Source organism: Citrobacter sp. RHBSTW-00887 (genome assembly GCF_013728095.1).
Classification (GTDB): domain Bacteria; phylum Pseudomonadota; class Gammaproteobacteria; order Enterobacterales; family Enterobacteriaceae; genus Citrobacter; species Citrobacter braakii.
Window position 1 is genome coordinate 2,661,895 of sequence record NZ_CP056267.1, and the last position, 16,852, is coordinate 2,678,746.

Consider the following 16,852-nt stretch of genomic DNA (forward strand, 5'->3'; position numbering starts at 1 on the left):
CCTCCCTTACGCCTTCTCGATGTTAACTAAAAACGCTTTGTATTCCGGCGTTTGCGAGTTTGCATCACCGACATTCGGCGTCAGGGTGTTGGCGATATAGCCTTTACGCGCGACTCCTTCAAAGCCCCAGTGGATCGGGATCCCAACCGTTTCAACCTGCTGACCGTTGACGTGCAGAGTACGTAGACGACGGGTAACCACGGCAACTGCGCGAATAAATCCACGCTTACTGCTGACTTTGACGTGATCGCCGTTGGAGATCCCCTTCGCTGCCGCCAGCGTTTCGCTGATTTCCACAAACTGCTCTGGCTGGGCAATCGCATTCAGCAATGCGTGCTTGGTCCAGGTATGGAAATGTTCGGTCAGACGATAGGTCGTCCCGACGTACGGGAAGTCCTGTTTCGTGCCCATGCGTAACTTATCCGCTTCGTACAGACGCGCTGCCGGGTTGGAGATCACGTTCGGATGCAGCGGGTTCGTACCCAGCGGCGTTTCCATCGGCTCGTAGTGTTCCGGGAAAGGACCTTCCGCCATCTTATCGATAGCGAACAGACGACCCAGCCCTTCCGGCTGCATAATAAACGGATTGGTGCCACTGCCCGGTGCTGCGGTGTTGAAGTCCGGGATATCGTTCCCCGTCCACTTCGTGCCGTTCCACTGGATCAGCATGCGTTTTGGATCCCATGGCTTACCTTGCGGGTCCGCCGAAGCGCGGTTATACAGCACGCGACGGTTTAACGGCCATGCCCAGGCCCAGCCCAGCGTATTACCGAGACCTGACGGGTCGGCGTTATCGCGATTGGCCATCTGGTTGCCCTGCTCGGTCCAGCTACCGGTATAAATCCAGCAGGACGATGACGTAGATCCATCATCGCGCAGAAGCGCAAAGCTGCTGAGTAACTGGCCTTTCTTCGCAACCAGCACACCGTTGGCATCATAGAGATCTTCCAGCGCATAGCCGTTGTTCTCTTTTGCCACTTCCTCGGAGTGCGGTTCGTCCGGCTGCTTATAGTTCCAGCTCATTTTCAGCACGGGTTCTACGGCTTTACCGCCTTCAGTGCGATACATGTCGCGCAGACGGTGATAAATACCGGCCAGAATTTCGCCGTCGTTGCGGGCTTCACCCGGGGCATCCTGACCTTTCCAGTGCCACTGCAGCCAGCGACCGGAGTTGGCGATGGAGCCGTCCTCTTCCGCAAAGCAGGTGGATGGCAAACGGAAGACTTCGGTCTGAATAGAAGCCGGATCAACGTCGTTTGATTCGCCGTGGTTCTGCCAGAACGTAGAGGTTTCGGTCACCAGCGGATCGATAATCACCAGATACTTCAGTTTGCTCAGGCACTGCACCACTTTGTTTTTGTCCGGGAAGGACGCGACCGGGTTAAAGCCCTGACAGATGTAGCCGGTGACTTTCCCGCTATCCATCATGTTGAAGTATTTGATGACGTCGTAGGACTGATCCCACTTCGGCAGCCACTCAAAGCCCCAGTCGTTTTCTTTCTGCGCCGCATTGCCGTAGAAAGATTTCATCAGGCTGACGAAGAATTTCGGGTAGTTGCCCCAGTAGTTCACCTGATCGGCCAACGTCGCTTTTGGCGTGTTAGCAGCCAGATAGGTTTGCAGATCGGCCTGTTTCTCTGACGGCAGCGTCAGGTAGCCTGGCAGACTGGTAGAGAGCAGCCCTAAGTCGGTTAAACCCTGAATGTTGGAGTGACCGCGTAAAGCGTTGACCCCGCCACCTGCCATCCCCATGTTGCCGAGCAGCAACTGGATCATCGCCATGGTACGGATGTTCTGCGCCCCGACGGTATGCTGTGTCCAGCCCAGCGCATACAGGAACGTGGTGGTGCGATCCGCTGCGCTGGTGGAAGCCAGCACTTCGCAAACTTTCAGGAAGTCTTCTTTTGGCGTACCGCAGATGTTTTCCACCACATCCGGCGTGTAGCGGGAAACGTGCTGTTTTAGCAGATTCCAGACACAGCGAGGATGGGTTAACGTTTCATCGCGTTTCGCGTAGCCGTTTTCATCGAACTGGTAGTTCCAGGACGATTTATCGTATTGGCGTTTTTTCGCGTCGTAACCGCTGAACAGACCGTCTTCAAAAGCAAAATCATCCCGCACCAGCAGGCTGGCGTTGGTGTAATGCTTAACGTATTCAGCGTTGATTTTGTTGTTTTCAATCAGATACAGCAAGACGCCGGACAGGAACGTAATGTCCGTGCCGGAACGAATTGGCGCGTAAATATCCGCTACCGAGGCTGTACGTGTAAAACGGGGGTCAACAACAATTAGCGTGGCATCATTGTTGTTTTTAGCTTCCATCGCCCAGCGGAATCCCACCGGATGTGCTTCAGCGGCGTTACCGCCCATCACCATCACGACGTTGGCGTTTTTAATATCAACCCAGTGGTTGGTCATCGCACCGCGACCAAATGTTGGAGCAAGACTTGCTACCGTTGGTCCGTGTCAGACGCGCGCCTGGTTGTCTACTGCCAGCATGCCGAGTGAGCGCACAAATTTTTGCGTCAGCATGCCGGTTTCATTACTTGCCGCAGATGCACACAGCATCCCGGTAGAAAGCCAGCGGTTTACCGTTACGCCCTGCTCATTCTTCTCAATAAAGTTGGCGTCGCGGTCAGTTTTCATCAGCTTCGCGATACGGGTGAAAGCCTCATCCCAGCTGATACGCTGCCATTTGTCGGAGCCTGGAGCGCGATATTCCGGGTAACGCAGACGGTTTTCACTGTGCACGTAATCCAGTAATCCTGCGCCCTTAGGGCATAATGCCCCACGGCTCACCGGATGATCCGGATCCCCTTCAATATGGTAAATCGACTCTTTGGCGTTTTTTGCTCCATCTCCCAGGCTATACATTAATAGCCCGCAACCTACGGAACAGTATGTGCAGGTGTTTCGGATCTCTTTGGCGCGCAACAGCTTATAGTTTCGCGCCTGAGCCAGTGCCATTTTGGGTGCAAAACCCAGAGCGGCTACTGTTGTTCCCGCCATACCGCCCGCGCAGATTTTAAAAAATTGTCTGCGGCTGACGTCCATTGCTTTCCTCTTTTTTGCAGGGATTCGTACAGGAAATCTCTCAAATTGCGCCAGCGCGGCATGATTGAAAGATGACATGTACAACTTCGCGACGAAACTATCAGCTATATCCATATTTTTTTTGCGTCAAATCAATAACGAAACGGTTCCGCTACTAAATAGTGCACTTCGCTTAACCTTTGTACCCATAAGGGAGTAGACAAAAGGGAATTAATTAGCGCGCTACGGTGTAAAGGTGCTATACATTTCAGCTTAATTTTTGCCAGTACCATGGACAGACAATCAGCATGACAAAACAAAAAGCAACGTTAATTGGGCTTATTGCCATCGTGCTCTGGAGCACGATGGTCGGGCTTATTCGTGGGGTAAGCGAAGGACTGGGGCCGGCAGGCGGCGCGGCGATGATTTTTACATTAAGCGGCCTGTTGCTGATATTTACCGTCGGATTCCCAAATATCAGAAAAATTCCTGTGCGATATTTAATCGCCGGTAGCGTGCTTTTTGTTAGCTATGAAATATGCTTAGCGCTGGCCCTCGGCTATGCCGCCACTCGTCACCAGGCTATTGAAGTCGGTATGGTCAATTATCTCTGGCCAAGTCTGACAATATTATTCGCCATCTTATTTAATGGCCAAAAAACAACCTGGTTGGTGATTCCCGGATTAATCATCGCATTGACCGGGGTTTGTTGGGTGTTGGGGGGCGAAAACGGCCTGAATCTTGGAGAAATTATCAGCAATGTTGCCAGCAGTCCGCTTAGCTATTTCCTCGCCTTTCTCGGCGCTTTTATCTGGGCAACGTATTGCACGGTGACCAATAAATATGCAAAAGGTTTTAACGGCATCACCGTGTTCGTTTTACTAACGGCGGCAAGTTTGTGGGTTTACTATTTTATTACGCCTCAACCGGAAATGGTTTTCAGCACTTCGGTGACGATTAAAATGTTCACTGCAGCATTAACGTTAGGATTTGCCTATGCCGCGTGGAATATTGGCATTTTGCATGGCAACGTGACCGTTATGGCCGTCGGGTCTTATTTTACTCCAGTGCTGTCCTCTGCGCTGGCCGCGGTGTTGCTCAGTGCCCCGCTGTCACTATCCTTCTGGCAAGGAGCGCTGATGGTCTGCGCGGGGTCTCTGCTTTGCTGGCTGGCAACGCGCCGTGCCTGAAAAAAGTCGGGTTTTATCACAAACAAATAAAATCCGGCTATACTTTAGACAATTTAATGAATAATAATTGTTCATTCCACTGCGGTTTATGTTTATATTTGTTTAATTAAATGTTAAACATATGGAAATTAATTAACACCCGAAAGTATTACTCGGTCATATATATCTCTTCATATGTATATATTACACCTGCGAAACTAACGCCATTTAAATCATAGCCTGCACAATAGTTCCCCATGTAAATATACCCATTCCGATCTGTCACATATTAAGATTAATACAATCAGCTATATTATGTAGATCTGGATCACACAACTTCAAATATTTCGCAATATTATGAAACTTATTATTGAACTTATACCACTGCGTCATTTAAAAATGGTTTGCCATTGACGAACCCCTTCGTTTAGCAATGGTTTAGGAAACACACCAAGAAATAATTATAAGGATTATTTAGAATGAAACTTAAATTAGTTGCAGTGGCAGTGACTAGCCTGTTGGCGGCAGGTGCGGTAAACGCAGCTGAGGTATATAACAAAGACGGTAACAAACTGGACCTGTACGGTAAAGTTCACGCTCAGCACTACTTCTCTGACGATACCAGCAGCGATGGCGACAAAACTTACGCGCGTCTGGGCTTCAAAGGCGAAACTCAGATCAACGACCAACTGGTTGGTTTTGGTCAGTGGGAATATGAATTCAAAGGCAACCGTTCTGAAGATCAGGGTTCCGAAGCAGACAAAACCCGTCTGGCATTCGCTGGCCTGAAATTCGCTGAATACGGTTCTTTCGACTACGGTCGTAACTACGGCGTAGCATACGACATCGGCGCATGGACCGACGTTCTGCCAGAGTTCGGTGGCGATACCTGGACCCAGAGTGACGTCTTCATGACTGGCCGTACTACTGGCGTTGCAACCTACCGTAACACCGACTTCTTCGGTCTGGTCGAAGGTCTGAACTTTGCTGCTCAGTACCAGGGCAAAAACGACCGTGGCAACCTGAAAGAAGCTAACGGCGACGGCTTTGGTCTGTCTACTACCTATGAGTACGAAGGCTTCGGCGTAGGTGCGACCTATGCGAAATCTGACCGTACCGACCGTCAGGCTGTAGGTAACAACGCTTTCATGGCTTCCGGTAAGAACGCTGAAGTATGGGCTGCTGGTCTGAAATACGATGCGAACAACATCTACCTGGCAACGACCTACTCTGAAACCCGTAACATGACCACCTATGGCGGTACTGGTGTTACAGGTATTGCAGACAAAGCACAGAACTTTGAAGCAGTTGCTCAGTACCAGTTCGACTTCGGTCTGCGTCCGTCCATTGCTTACCTGAAATCCAAAGGTAAAGACATCAATGGTTACGGCGACCAGGATCTGGTTGAATACGTAGACCTGGGTGCTACCTACTACTTCAACAAAAACATGTCTACCTTCGTTGATTACAAAATCAACCTGCTGGATGACAATAACTTCACCACTGCAGCAAAAGTATCAACCGACAACATCGTTGCTGTTGGTCTGAACTACCAGTTCTAATTTTGTTGTAGTCTGAATACAAAGCCAGTCCTTCCAGGGCTGGCTTTTTCTCTTAATGTAGACTCGGTCATAAGGAGTATGCCGTGCAGACATTCACTGGTCGTTGTCTTTGCGGACAGAGTCATTTTACCGTCGACGTCGAAATGCTGGATGTCTATGCCTGTCATTGTACGCTGTGCCAGAAGTGGTCAGGTGGCATCGCTATGTATCTGGAAGCCAGCGCTCAGCCGCTGATGTCGCCAGATTCAGCAGAACCTTCGCACTTTCCTTCTTCAAATCGTGGTGAACGTTTCTTCTGTTCCGGATGCGGGTGCCCGCTGTGGTTTACCCTAACGGGCAGCGATCGTTATTTTGTGCCGTGGACGCTGCTGGAGCTGAATGAGGTGGATCGCCGCCGCCTGGTTTTAGCGGCAGAGATCTATACGGAAACACAGCCTGCGTTCTGGAGGCTGACGGGGCAATACGCTCGACTGAGTGGGAAAGAAGTCGAAGAGATGGATTACCCCTGTCATTTAGCCCATTAGTTATTGACGCTGTACCTTTGCCAGACTGAACCACATTCCTACCGCTAATACGATAAGCATGCTGCCGGCGCTGTTTAAGGCCACGCTGTGCGACCAGGTAAAGGCTTCTTTAGCAGCCGACAGCAACGCCTCACTCAGCGACAACGGGAGCGAGTGCGCCAGTTGCACCGCCTCCCCCATTGACGATGAGGCTCGTTCTATCTCCTGTGGGTTAAGTCCGACAGGCGGCAGAATCGAGGCTGAAAAGCTGCGGCTCAACAACAAACCAAAGATAGCGATCCCAAGCCCGGCCCCCAGTTCATAAGCCATTGTCTCGATGGCGCCCGCGGCTGCGGCTTTTTCTGCCGGGGCTGCCGCCATGATAGCCGCCGTCGAGGCCAGCAGCGCACTGGCGGCGCTGAAACCGAGCAAAGCCATTAATATCCAGGCTTGAATCTGCTGAGTACTGAAATCTGTCATCGCCAGGCCGTAAAAACTGACGGCGCTAAGCGCCATACCCGCCGTTGCCACACAACGTAATCCCAGGCGTGACACCAACATACCGGCAATGGGTCCGCTGAAGCCGCTTGCCAGCATCACCGGCAGCATAAACAGTCCCGCCTGATACGGTGTTAAACCATGAACAAACTGTAGCTCCTGAGCCATCAGTAACTCGAAACCCACCAGAGTTATCATCGCGGTCATCGCCATCACAACGCCGCTTAAGATGATGCGATGCGTGAACAGCCGCATATCAATCATCGGGCGGGAAGCAGCAAGCTGGATGCGGACAAACTGCCACAACAGTAACGCGCCGGTTAACAGCGTCAACGCAATGGCAGCGGTCGCCGTATGCCCTTTCAGCGCGGTTTTAGCGCTGTAAACCAGCAGCAGAATGGCGACAATCAGCATTATCGCATGACCGAAATTTAACGACTGATCGCGACGTCCGGCCTGGCGCGGCACTAAGCGTGCGGTTAAGGCCATTACCACCAGGACAATCGGCACATTAATTAAGAACACGGATCCCCAGTAGAAGTGCTCCAGCAGCATCCCACCAACCAGTGGGCCAAATGCCGCACCGCCGGAACCCACGGCAGCCCAGACGCCGAGCGCCATATTGCGATGCCGTTGCTCAGCGAATGTGGCGCGAATACCCGCAAGCGTTGCCGGAACAATCATCGCCGCCCCAATCGCCAATACAGCCCGAGTGGCAATCAGCCAACCCGCGCTGTGGGCAAAGGCAGCGGCCAGCGATGCGAGGCCAAATAATCCGCCTCCTAACAGCAGCAGACGTTTAAAGCCAATACGATCGCCCAGCGCGCCCATTGGCAATACCATTCCGGCCATTACCAGAGAATAAATATCAATGATCCACAGCAGCTCGTTACCACTGGCACCCAGCGTCATACTCAGCGTGGGCGCGGCAACGTGCAGCACCGTTGCATCAATCGCAACAGGGATGTAGACCAGTACAATAATGACTAACGTTAACCACTGACGAAACATAAAACTCCCTAACGAAACTGAAACTGGACACGTGTCCAGCTTTAGCGATCCTACGGAAATTTGAACGTATGTCCAACTTTTTGTTAGACTGCGTGCTATACGGGTACAGGAGGAAAGATGAGCTATCTGAATCGGGACGAACGTCGGGAAGTTATTCTGCAAGCGGCCATGCGTGTCGCGCTTGAGGAAGGATTTACTGCTATGACGGTGCGGCGTATTGCCACGGAAGCTCAGGTGTCCACCGGGCAGGTACACCATCACTTTACCTCTGCGGGTGAGTTAAAATCCCTCGCGTTTGTGCAACTGATACGGACCCTTCTGGATGCCGAACAGGTCAGTGATAACGCCAGCTTCCGCGAACGACTGCATGCTATGTTGGGCAGCGAAGATGGCGGGTTCGAACCCTACATTAAACTGTGGCGCGAAGCGCAGGTCCTGGCGGATAAAGATCCGGAAATCAAAAGCGCCTACCTGCTAACCATGCGGATGTGGCATGAAGAAACCGCCGCTATCATCACTCAAGGACAGAGTGCAGGTGAATTCTCAGCAATACCGGATGCGGCTGAGGTGGCCTGGCGCTTAATCGCATTGGTTTGCGGCCTGGATGGCATCTATGTCTTAGGCATTGAGGAAATGGCCGACCCTGCATTCGAACGCCATTTGGATCGTATGATTACGTTAGAGTTAGTTAATTGATGTTATAGATGAATTAATAATACATCTTTTATTTTTACAATTGGTAACACTTAAGCAACATGTAATTCCCTCATCACGCCGCGTTATTGCGCTTTTTTATCTATTCTTTCAGTCAATATTCCCAAAACTTTTCAATAGTTTCTAAAAAGAACTCGCGCGGCGCTGTGTGCGTTTATTTCTTTTTCATGAACGGCATGGGCATGGAGAATAATATGGCAGCATCAAATGAGAAAAATAATCGTTATCTTTTAACTGACTGGAAACCGGAGAACCCCGCCTTTTGGGAAAACAAAGGTAAGCATATTGCACGCAGAAACCTCTGGATATCAGTAAGTTGTCTGTTGCTGGCGTTCTGCGTCTGGATGTTGTTCAGCGCCGTGGCCGTCAATCTGAATAAAATTGGTTTTAATTTCACCACTGACCAACTGTTTTTATTAACGGCATTGCCTTCTCTTTCTGGCGCAATATTGCGCGTTCCCTACTCCTTTATGGTACCTATATTTGGTGGGCGCCGGTGGACCATTTTTAGCACGATTATTCTGGTTATTCCCTGCGTCTGGCTCGGTTTTGCCGTGCAAAATAACGCTACTCCGTTTGGCGTATTTATTATCATTGCGCTGATGTGTGGTTTTGCTGGCGCAAACTTTGCCTCCAGCATGGGTAATATCAGCTTTTTCTTCCCCAAAGCGAAACAAGGCAGCGCATTAGGCGTTAACGGTGGTCTCGGCAACCTTGGCGTCAGCGTGATGCAGTTGATCGCGCCGCTGGTGATCTTTCTGCCTATCTTTACCTTTTTGGGTGTACAGGGCGTACCGCAAGCCGACGGCTCGTTATTGTCGCTGGCCAATGCCGCATGGATTTGGGTTCCGTTACTGCTGATAGCCACCTTAGCAGCAGGCATGGGAATGAACGATATTGCCAGTTCGAAGGCCTCAATTGCTTCCCAGTTGCCGGTCCTCAAACGTTTTCATCTGTGGTTATTAAGCCTGCTGTATCTCGCCACCTTCGGTTCATTTATCGGCTTTTCGGCAGGCTTTGCCATGCTGGCGAAAACTCAGTTCCCGGACGTGAATATCCTGCAACTGGCGTTCTTCGGCCCCTTCATCGGCGCTCTTGCGCGATCGGCAGGTGGGGTGATCTCTGACAAATTCGGTGGTGTGCGCGTCACGTTAATTAACTTCATCTTTATGGCGCTGTTTAGCGCCCTGCTGTTTCTCACCCTGCCAGGGTCAGGCGAAGGAAACTTTGTCGCCTTCTACCTGGTGTTTATGGGCTTATTCCTGACTGCGGGTCTGGGAAGCGGCTCAACCTTTCAGATGATCGCGGTGATCTTTCGCAAAATCACCATATACCGGGTCAAGCTGCACGGCGGTACTGAAGAACAGGCCCAACGTGAGGCGGTAACCGATACCGCTGCCGCGCTGGGATTCATCTCTGCTATTGGCGCTGTGGGGGGCTTTTTCATCCCCAAAGCGTTTGGTTCATCGCTGGCGCTGACTGGCTCTCCGGTGGGCGCAATGAAAATATTCCTCGTGTTTTACATCGTCTGCGTGCTGGTGACCTGGCTGGTCTATGGCCGTAAATCACAAAAAAAATAACAAAATGGATACCGCAGGATCGGACAGTTCGATAGGCCGGATAAGGCGTTAACCGCCATCCGGCCTACCGTTCGATTCACCGTCGGCAATATTCTCAAAGCAGGAGTTATGTCATGAGTAAACTGTTCGATCGCTTTCGCTACTTTAAACAAAAGGGCGATACGTTTGCCGATGGGCACGGGCAAGTGATGCACACCAACCGGGACTGGGAAGACAGCTATCGTCAGCGCTGGCAGTTCGACAAAATTGTGCGTTCTACCCACGGCGTTAACTGTACCGGCTCATGCAGTTGGAAAATCTACGTCAAAAACGGACTGGTGACCTGGGAAACGCAGCAAACCGACTACCCGCGTACCCGCCCTGACCTGCCAAATCATGAACCCCGTGGCTGCCCGCGCGGTGCCAGCTACTCCTGGTATCTTTACAGCGCCAACCGTCTGAAATATCCCCTGGTGCGTAAACGTCTGATCGAACTGTGGCGCGACGCCCTGTCCCGCCAGCCCGATCCGGTGCTGGCCTGGGAATCCATTATGAACGACCCGCAAAAATGCCAGAGCTACAAGCAGGTACGCGGGCGCGGTGGTTTTATCCGTTCCAACTGGAAAGAGCTTAATCAGCTCATTGCCGCCGCCAACGTCTGGACGGTGAAAACCTATGGCCCGGATCGCGTGGCCGGGTTCTCCCCGATCCCTGCTATGTCGATGGTCTCCTATGCCGCAGGCACACGTTATCTTTCGCTACTGGGCGGAACCTGCCTGAGCTTCTATGACTGGTACTGCGACTTACCGCCTGCATCACCGATGACATGGGGCGAACAGACCGATGTTCCAGAATCCGCCGACTGGTATAACTCCAGCTACATCATCGCCTGGGGGTCAAACGTGCCGCAGACCCGTACCCCGGATGCGCACTTTTTTACTGAAGTACGCTACAAAGGCACCAAGACGATTGCCATTACGCCGGATTACTCGGAAGTTGCCAAACTGTGTGACCAGTGGCTGGCCCCCAAGCAAGGGACAGACAGCGCGTTGGCGATGGCGATGGGCCACGTCATCCTGAAAGAATTCCACCTCGACAATCCCAGCGATTACTTCATCAATTACTGTCGTCGCTATACCGATATGCCGATGCTGGTTTTGCTGGATGCCCGGGAAGATGGCAGCTACGTGCCAGGGCGCATGATGCGCGCCTCAGACCTTGTCGATGGTCTGGGCGAAAGTAACAATCCGGAGTGGAAAACCGTGGCCTTTAACACTGCTGGCGAACTGGTGGTCCCGAACGGGTCTATCGGTTTTCGCTGGGGCGAGAAAGGTAAATGGAACCTAGAGCCACTGGCGGCTGGCGCTGAAACAGAACTTTCCCTCTCGCTGCTCGGTCAGCATGATGAAGTGACTGGCGTGGCATTCCCCTACTTCGGCGGTAACGAAAACCCACATTTTCGCAGCGTGAAACAGGAACCCGTGCTGATTCGTCAACTGCCGGTAAAACATCTTACCCTCGCCGACGGCAGCCGTTGCCCGGTGGTAAGCGTCTATGATCTGGTGCTGGCGAATTACGGCCTCGACCGCGGTCTGGATGACGCTCATAGCGCGCAAGATTACAGCGAAGTGAAAGCCTACACCCCGGCCTGGGGAGAGCAAATTACTGGAGTCCCTCGCCGTCATATCGAACAAATCGCCCGTGAGTTTGCCGATACGGCGCACAAAACGCATGGCCGTTCGATGATTATCCTCGGGGCTGGCGTCAACCACTGGTATCACATGGATATGAACTACCGTGGAATGATTAACATCCTCGTGTTCTGCGGTTGTGTGGGACAAAGCGGCGGCGGCTGGGCGCACTATGTGGGTCAGGAGAAACTGCGTCCGCAAACCGGTTGGTTGCCGCTGGCCTTTGCGCTGGACTGGAACCGCCCGCCGCGTCAGATGAACAGCACCTCGTTTTTCTACAATCACTCCAGCCAATGGCGTTATGAAAAACTCACCGCTCAGGAACTCCTCTCTCCGCTGGCTGACGCGTCGAAGTTTAGCGGACATTTGATCGACTTTAACGTGCGTGCAGAAAGAATGGGCTGGCTGCCGTCCGCGCCGCAGCTCAACCTCAACCCTCTGACCGTCAAAGCAAAGGCAGAACAAGCGGGAGTGTCGCCTGCGCAATACACTGCACAGGCGCTGAAATCGGGTGAAATTCGTTTTGCCTGCGAGCAGCCTGATAGTGGTAACAACCATCCGCGTAATCTCTTCGTCTGGCGCTCTAACCTGCTCGGCTCCTCCGGTAAAGGGCATGAATACATGCTCAAGTATCTGCTGGGTACCGAAAGCGGGATCCAGGGGGAAGCGCTCGGTTCAAGCGAAGGTATCAAACCTGAAGAGGTGGAATGGCAGTCCGCGGCGATAGAGGGCAAGCTTGATCTGCTGGTAACGCTCGATTTCCGTATGTCGAGTACCTGCCTGTTCTCCGATGTCGTTTTGCCGACCGCCACCTGGTATGAAAAAGACGATATGAACACCTCGGATATGCATCCGTTTATTCACCCGCTGTCGGCGGCAGTCGATCCTGCGTGGGAATCCAAGAGCGACTGGGAAATTTATAAAGGCATCGCCAAAGTCTTCTCTGAGGTTTGCGTCGGGCACCTTGGGCAAGAAACGGATGTGGTATTGCAGCCGCTGCAACACGACTCCCCGGCAGAACTGGCGCAGCCGTTTGACATTCAGGACTGGCGTAAAGGCGAATGCGATCTCCTCCCGGGGAAAACGGCGCCCAATATTGCCGTCGTGGAACGTGACTATCCCGCCACCTACGAACGCTTCACTTCGCTCGGTCCGCTAATGGACAAGCTCGGTAACGGCGGGAAAGGTATTACGTGGAATACCCAAGCGGAGGTCGATTTCCTCGGCAAGCTGAACTACACCAAACGCGAAGGTCCGGCGAAAGGCCGACCACTGATAGACACCGCGCTGGACGCGTCTGAGGTGATCCTCGCCCTCGCACCGGAAACGAACGGTCAGGTGGCGGTGAAAGCCTGGGAAGCGCTGGGAGCGATGACCGGACGCGACCATACGCATCTGGCGTTGAACAAAGAAGACGAGAAAATCCGTTTTCGCGATATTCAGGCGCAGCCGCGCAAAATCATCTCCAGCCCCACCTGGTCCGGGCTGGAAAGTGAACATGTCTCCTATAACGCAGGCTATACCAACGTCCACGAGCTGATCCCGTGGCGCACCCTGTCCGGTCGCCAACAGTTGTACCAGGATCACGCGTGGATGCGAGCGTTTGGTGAAAGTCTGGTGGCATATCGTCCGCCTATCGATACCCGAAGCGTCAGCAATATGCGCGAAGTTCCGCCTAACGGCTTCCCGGAAAAAGCGCTCAACTTCCTGACTCCGCATCAGAAATGGGGAATCCATTCTACCTACAGCGAAAACCTGCTGATGCTGACGCTGTCGCGCGGCGGCCCGATTGTCTGGATCAGTGAGACCGATGCTAAAGAGCTGGGCATTGAGGATAACGACTGGATTGAAGCCTTTAACACCAACGGTGCGCTCACCGCGCGTGCTGTGGTAAGTCAGCGCGTGCCGCCGGGAATGACCATGATGTATCACGCTCAGGAGCGAATCATGAATATCCCTGGCTCGGAAGTCACCGGTATGCGCGGCGGGATCCATAACTCAGTCACCCGCGTCTGCCCGAAACCCACGCACATGATCGGCGGCTATGCGCAACTGGCATACAGCTTCAACTATTACGGCACGGTCGGCTCTAACCGCGATGAGTTCATCATGATTAGAAAAATGAAAAATATTAACTGGCTGGATGATGAAGGTCGCGATCAGGTACAGGAGGCGAAAAAATGAAAATACGCTCACAGGTAGGCATGGTTCTTAATCTGGATAAGTGCATCGGCTGCCACACCTGCTCCGTCACCTGTAAAAACGTCTGGACCGGACGTGAAGGGATGGAATATGCGTGGTTTAACAACGTTGAGACCAAGCCAGGCATTGGCTATCCGAAAAACTGGGAAGATCAGGAAGAGTGGCAAGGCGGCTGGGTTCGCGATGTTAACGGGAAGATAAGGCCGCGCCTGGGCGGCAAGATGGGCGTTATCACCAAAATTTTTGCTAACCCGGTGATCCCGCAAATCGATGATTATTACGAACCCTTTACCTACGATTATCAGCATCTGCATAGCGCGCCGGAAAGCAAGAATCAGCCCACCGCACGTCCGCGTTCGCTGATAGATGGCAAACGGATGGACAAGATTATCTGGGGTCCTAACTGGGAAGAGTTGCTCGGCGGTGAGTTCTCAAAACGTGCCCGCGACCGTAACTTTGAGAAAATGCAAAAGGAGATGTACGGGCAATTCGAAAACACCTTCATGATGTATTTACCGCGCTTGTGCGAACACTGCCTGAACCCAAGCTGTGTCGCCACCTGCCCGAGCGGTGCCATCTATAAGCGTGAAGAAGACGGCATCGTGTTGATCGACCAGGATAAATGTCGTGGCTGGCGCTTGTGCATCAGCGGTTGTCCGTACAAAAAAATCTACTTTAACTGGAAGAGCGGTAAATCAGAAAAGTGCATTTTCTGCTACCCGCGTATTGAGTCCGGCCAGCCGACGGTATGTTCGGAAACCTGCGTGGGACGCATCCGCTATCTTGGCGTATTGCTGTACGACGCCGACCGCATCGAAGAAGCAGCCAGCACCGAGCATGAGACCGATCTCTACGAGCGTCAGTGCGATGTGTTCCTCAATCCGCACGACCCGGCGGTCATTGAAGAGGCGTTAAAACAAGGTATTCCGCACAACGTCATCGAAGCGGCCCAACGTTCGCCCGTTTACAAGATGGCGATGGACTGGAAGCTGGCGCTGCCGCTGCACCCGGAATACCGCACCCTGCCGATGGTCTGGTATGTACCGCCGTTGTCGCCGATTCAGTCGGTCGCTGACGCGGGGGGACTGCCGCACAATGGCAACATTCTGCCAGCGGTTGAATCACTGCGAATTCCGGTTCAGTACCTTGCCAACATGCTTAGCGCGGGCGATACCGGTCCGGTGCTGCGCGCGCTAAAACGAATGATGGCCATGCGCCATTATATGCGTTCGCAAACCGTAGAAGGCGTTACGGACACCCGCGCGATTGAGGAAGTGGGTCTGACCGTTGAGCAGGTTGAAGAGATGTATCGCTATCTGGCCATCGCTAACTATGAAGACCGCTTCGTGATCCCGACCAGCCACCGTGAAATGGCGCGTGATGCGTTCCCGGAGAAAAACGGTTGCGGATTTACCTTTGGCGACGGCTGCCATGGTTCAGATACCAAATTCAACCTGTTTAACAGCAGTCGTATTGACGCCATCGACATCACCGAAGTGCGCGATAAAGCGGAGGGTGAATAATGCAAATCCTGAAGGTTATCGGCCTGCTGATGGAATATCCCGACGAGTTGCTGTGGGAGTGTAAAGACGAGGCGCTGGCGCTTGTGGCCAGCGATGCCCCAATGCTTACCGAATTTAGCCAGGGGCTGCTCAATGCGCCATTACTGGATAAACAAGCCGAATGGTGTGAGATATTTGACCGGGGCCGGGCCACCTCTCTGCTGCTGTTTGAGCACGTGCACGCCGAGTCTCGCGATCGGGGCCAGGCGATGGTTGATCTGTTGGCGCAGTACGAAAAGGTCGGACTGCAGCTCGACTGCCGCGAACTGCCGGATCATCTGCCGCTGTATCTGGAGTACTTAAGCGTGTTGCCGGAAGCGGAGGCCAAAGAAGGATTGCAGAACGTCGCACCGATTCTGGCGCTGCTGGGTGGGCGTTTGAAACAGCGTGATACGCCGTGGTATCAACTGTTTGACGCCCTGCTATTGCTTGCCGGAAGCCCTCTTTCAAGTGACAGTGTCACTAAACAGGTTGGCACGGAAACCCGCGACGATACCCGACAGGCGCTGGATGCCGTCTGGGAAGAGGAACAGGTGAAGTTTATCGAGGATAACGCCACCGCCTGTGACAGTTCACCGTTACAAAACTATCAACGACGCTTTAGCCAGGACGTGGCACCTCAGTATGTCGACGTCAGCGCGGGAGGCCCGAAATGATACAGTACCTGAACGTCTTTTTTTACGATATCTACCCGTACCTGTGCGGCACGGTGTTTATCCTCGGCAGTTGGCTACGCTATGACTACGGGCAATACACCTGGCGGGCCTCTTCCAGCCAGATGCTGGACAAACGCGGCATGGTGTTATGGTCAAACCTGTTCCACATCGGCATTCTGGGGATCTTTTTCGGGCACTTGTTTGGCATGTTAACCCCGCACTGGATGTATGCCTGGTTCCTGCCGATTGCGGTGAAGCAGCAGATGGCGATGATCGCCGGTGGGCTCTGTGGCGTGCTGACGCTGGTCGGTGGCGCTGGCTTGCTGGTACGTCGTTTGACCAATCCGCGCATTCGTGCAACCTCCTCCACTGCCGATATCCTGATCCTCTGTGTTCTGCTGATTCAGTGTATCCTCGGCTTAACCACCATCCCATTCTCTGCGCAGCATCCCGACGGCAGTGAAATGCTGAAACTGGTAGGTTGGGCGCAGTCGGTGGTGACCTTCCAGGGCGGCGCGTCTGCGCATCTGGATGGCGTGGCGTTGATTTTCCGTGTGCATCTGGTTCTGGGGATGACTATCTTCCTGCTGTTCCCGTTCACGCGCCTGGTTCACGTGTGGAGCGCGCCGTTTGAGTACTTTACCCGCCGTTATCAAATAGTGCGTTCACGCCGATAAATCCGCATTGAAATG

General features: G+C 52.9%; 11 protein-coding genes. 9 read left to right on the plus strand and 2 right to left on the minus strand.

Annotated elements, in window-relative coordinates; translation table 11 throughout:
* Window positions 1-6 precede the first annotated feature (6 nt).
* Window positions 7-3,054, minus strand: a complete 3,048-nt coding sequence (fdnG, locus tag HV314_RS12700; RefSeq protein ID WP_137366989.1) for a formate dehydrogenase-N subunit alpha — start codon at window positions 3,052-3,054, stop codon at window positions 7-9.
* A 287-nt stretch (window positions 3,055-3,341) separates the two neighbouring features.
* On the opposite strand from fdnG, the gene yddG reads away from it, so the two are divergent.
* The 3 genes from yddG (at window position 3,342) to HV314_RS12715 (ending at window position 6,288) form a co-directional block, all read left to right on the plus strand.
* A complete protein-coding gene (gene yddG, locus HV314_RS12705; protein ID WP_181545721.1) occupies window positions 3,342-4,223 on the plus strand; it encodes an aromatic amino acid efflux DMT transporter YddG in 882 nt (293 codons plus the stop codon).
* A gap of 458 nt (window positions 4,224-4,681) precedes the next feature.
* Window positions 4,682-5,764 carry a porin OmpD gene (gene ompD, locus HV314_RS12710; protein ID WP_181545728.1) on the plus strand — a complete coding sequence of 361 codons (1,083 nt, stop codon included), beginning with the start codon at window positions 4,682-4,684 and terminating at the stop codon, window positions 5,762-5,764.
* 83 nt (window positions 5,765-5,847) lie between these two features.
* On the plus strand, window positions 5,848-6,288 hold the full coding sequence (locus tag HV314_RS12715) for a GFA family protein (protein WP_016153111.1): 441 nt from the start codon (window positions 5,848-5,850) through the stop codon (window positions 6,286-6,288).
* Here the strand turns inward: HV314_RS12715 and HV314_RS12720 are convergent, their stop codons facing one another.
* Window positions 6,289-7,776 (minus strand): MFS transporter, encoded by a 1,488-nt coding sequence (locus tag HV314_RS12720; protein WP_181545730.1) that lies wholly within the window; start codon window positions 7,774-7,776, stop codon window positions 6,289-6,291. It lies immediately after the preceding gene.
* 117 nt (window positions 7,777-7,893) lie between these two features.
* Between HV314_RS12720 and HV314_RS12725 the strand changes: the two genes are divergently transcribed.
* From HV314_RS12725 to narI, 6 genes are all read left to right on the plus strand, one after another.
* A complete protein-coding gene (locus HV314_RS12725; RefSeq protein ID WP_016153113.1) occupies window positions 7,894-8,472 on the plus strand; it encodes a TetR family transcriptional regulator in 579 nt (192 codons plus the stop codon).
* A 212-nt stretch (window positions 8,473-8,684) separates the two neighbouring features.
* Window positions 8,685-10,070, plus strand: coding sequence for a NarK family nitrate/nitrite MFS transporter (locus tag HV314_RS12730; RefSeq protein WP_019076799.1), 1,386 nt, complete (start codon window positions 8,685-8,687; stop codon window positions 10,068-10,070).
* A gap of 113 nt (window positions 10,071-10,183) precedes the next feature.
* The gene (locus HV314_RS12735; RefSeq protein WP_181545732.1) at window positions 10,184-13,924 is read left to right on the plus strand and encodes a nitrate reductase subunit alpha; all 3,741 of its coding nucleotides are present in this window, start codon (window positions 10,184-10,186) and stop codon (window positions 13,922-13,924) included.
* Complete coding sequence (gene narH / locus HV314_RS12740; protein ID WP_016156550.1) at window positions 13,921-15,465, plus strand: nitrate reductase subunit beta; 1,545 nt, start codon at window positions 13,921-13,923, stop codon at window positions 15,463-15,465. The genes HV314_RS12735 and narH overlap by 4 nt, the downstream gene beginning before the upstream one ends.
* Complete coding sequence (narW, locus tag HV314_RS12745) at window positions 15,465-16,160, plus strand: nitrate reductase molybdenum cofactor assembly chaperone (RefSeq protein ID WP_016153117.1); 696 nt, start codon at window positions 15,465-15,467, stop codon at window positions 16,158-16,160. Before narH ends, narW begins: the two co-directional genes overlap by 1 nt.
* The gene (narI, locus tag HV314_RS12750; RefSeq protein WP_003833047.1) at window positions 16,157-16,837 is read left to right on the plus strand and encodes a respiratory nitrate reductase subunit gamma; all 681 of its coding nucleotides are present in this window, start codon (window positions 16,157-16,159) and stop codon (window positions 16,835-16,837) included. Before narW ends, narI begins: the two co-directional genes overlap by 4 nt.
* Window positions 16,838-16,852 lie beyond the last annotated feature (15 nt).

Bases quoted from the DNA above. Each gene is read 5' to 3' on its own strand.
- HV314_RS12735 (WP_181545732.1), top strand. From the start codon at position 10,184: ATGAGTAAACTGTTCGATCGCTTTCGCTACTTTAAACAAAAGGGCGAT.
- HV314_RS12720 (WP_181545730.1), bottom strand. From the start codon at position 7,776: ATGTTTCGTCAGTGGTTAACGTTAGTCATTATTGTACTGGTCTACATC.
- narI (WP_003833047.1), top strand. From the start codon at position 16,157: ATGATACAGTACCTGAACGTCTTTTTTTACGATATCTACCCGTACCTG.
- yddG (WP_181545721.1), top strand. From the start codon at position 3,342: ATGACAAAACAAAAAGCAACGTTAATTGGGCTTATTGCCATCGTGCTC.
- narH (WP_016156550.1), top strand. From the start codon at position 13,921: ATGAAAATACGCTCACAGGTAGGCATGGTTCTTAATCTGGATAAGTGC.
- HV314_RS12725 (WP_016153113.1), top strand. From the start codon at position 7,894: ATGAGCTATCTGAATCGGGACGAACGTCGGGAAGTTATTCTGCAAGCG.
- ompD (WP_181545728.1), top strand. From the start codon at position 4,682: ATGAAACTTAAATTAGTTGCAGTGGCAGTGACTAGCCTGTTGGCGGCA.
- HV314_RS12730 (WP_019076799.1), top strand. From the start codon at position 8,685: ATGGCAGCATCAAATGAGAAAAATAATCGTTATCTTTTAACTGACTGG.
- narW (WP_016153117.1), top strand. From the start codon at position 15,465: ATGCAAATCCTGAAGGTTATCGGCCTGCTGATGGAATATCCCGACGAG.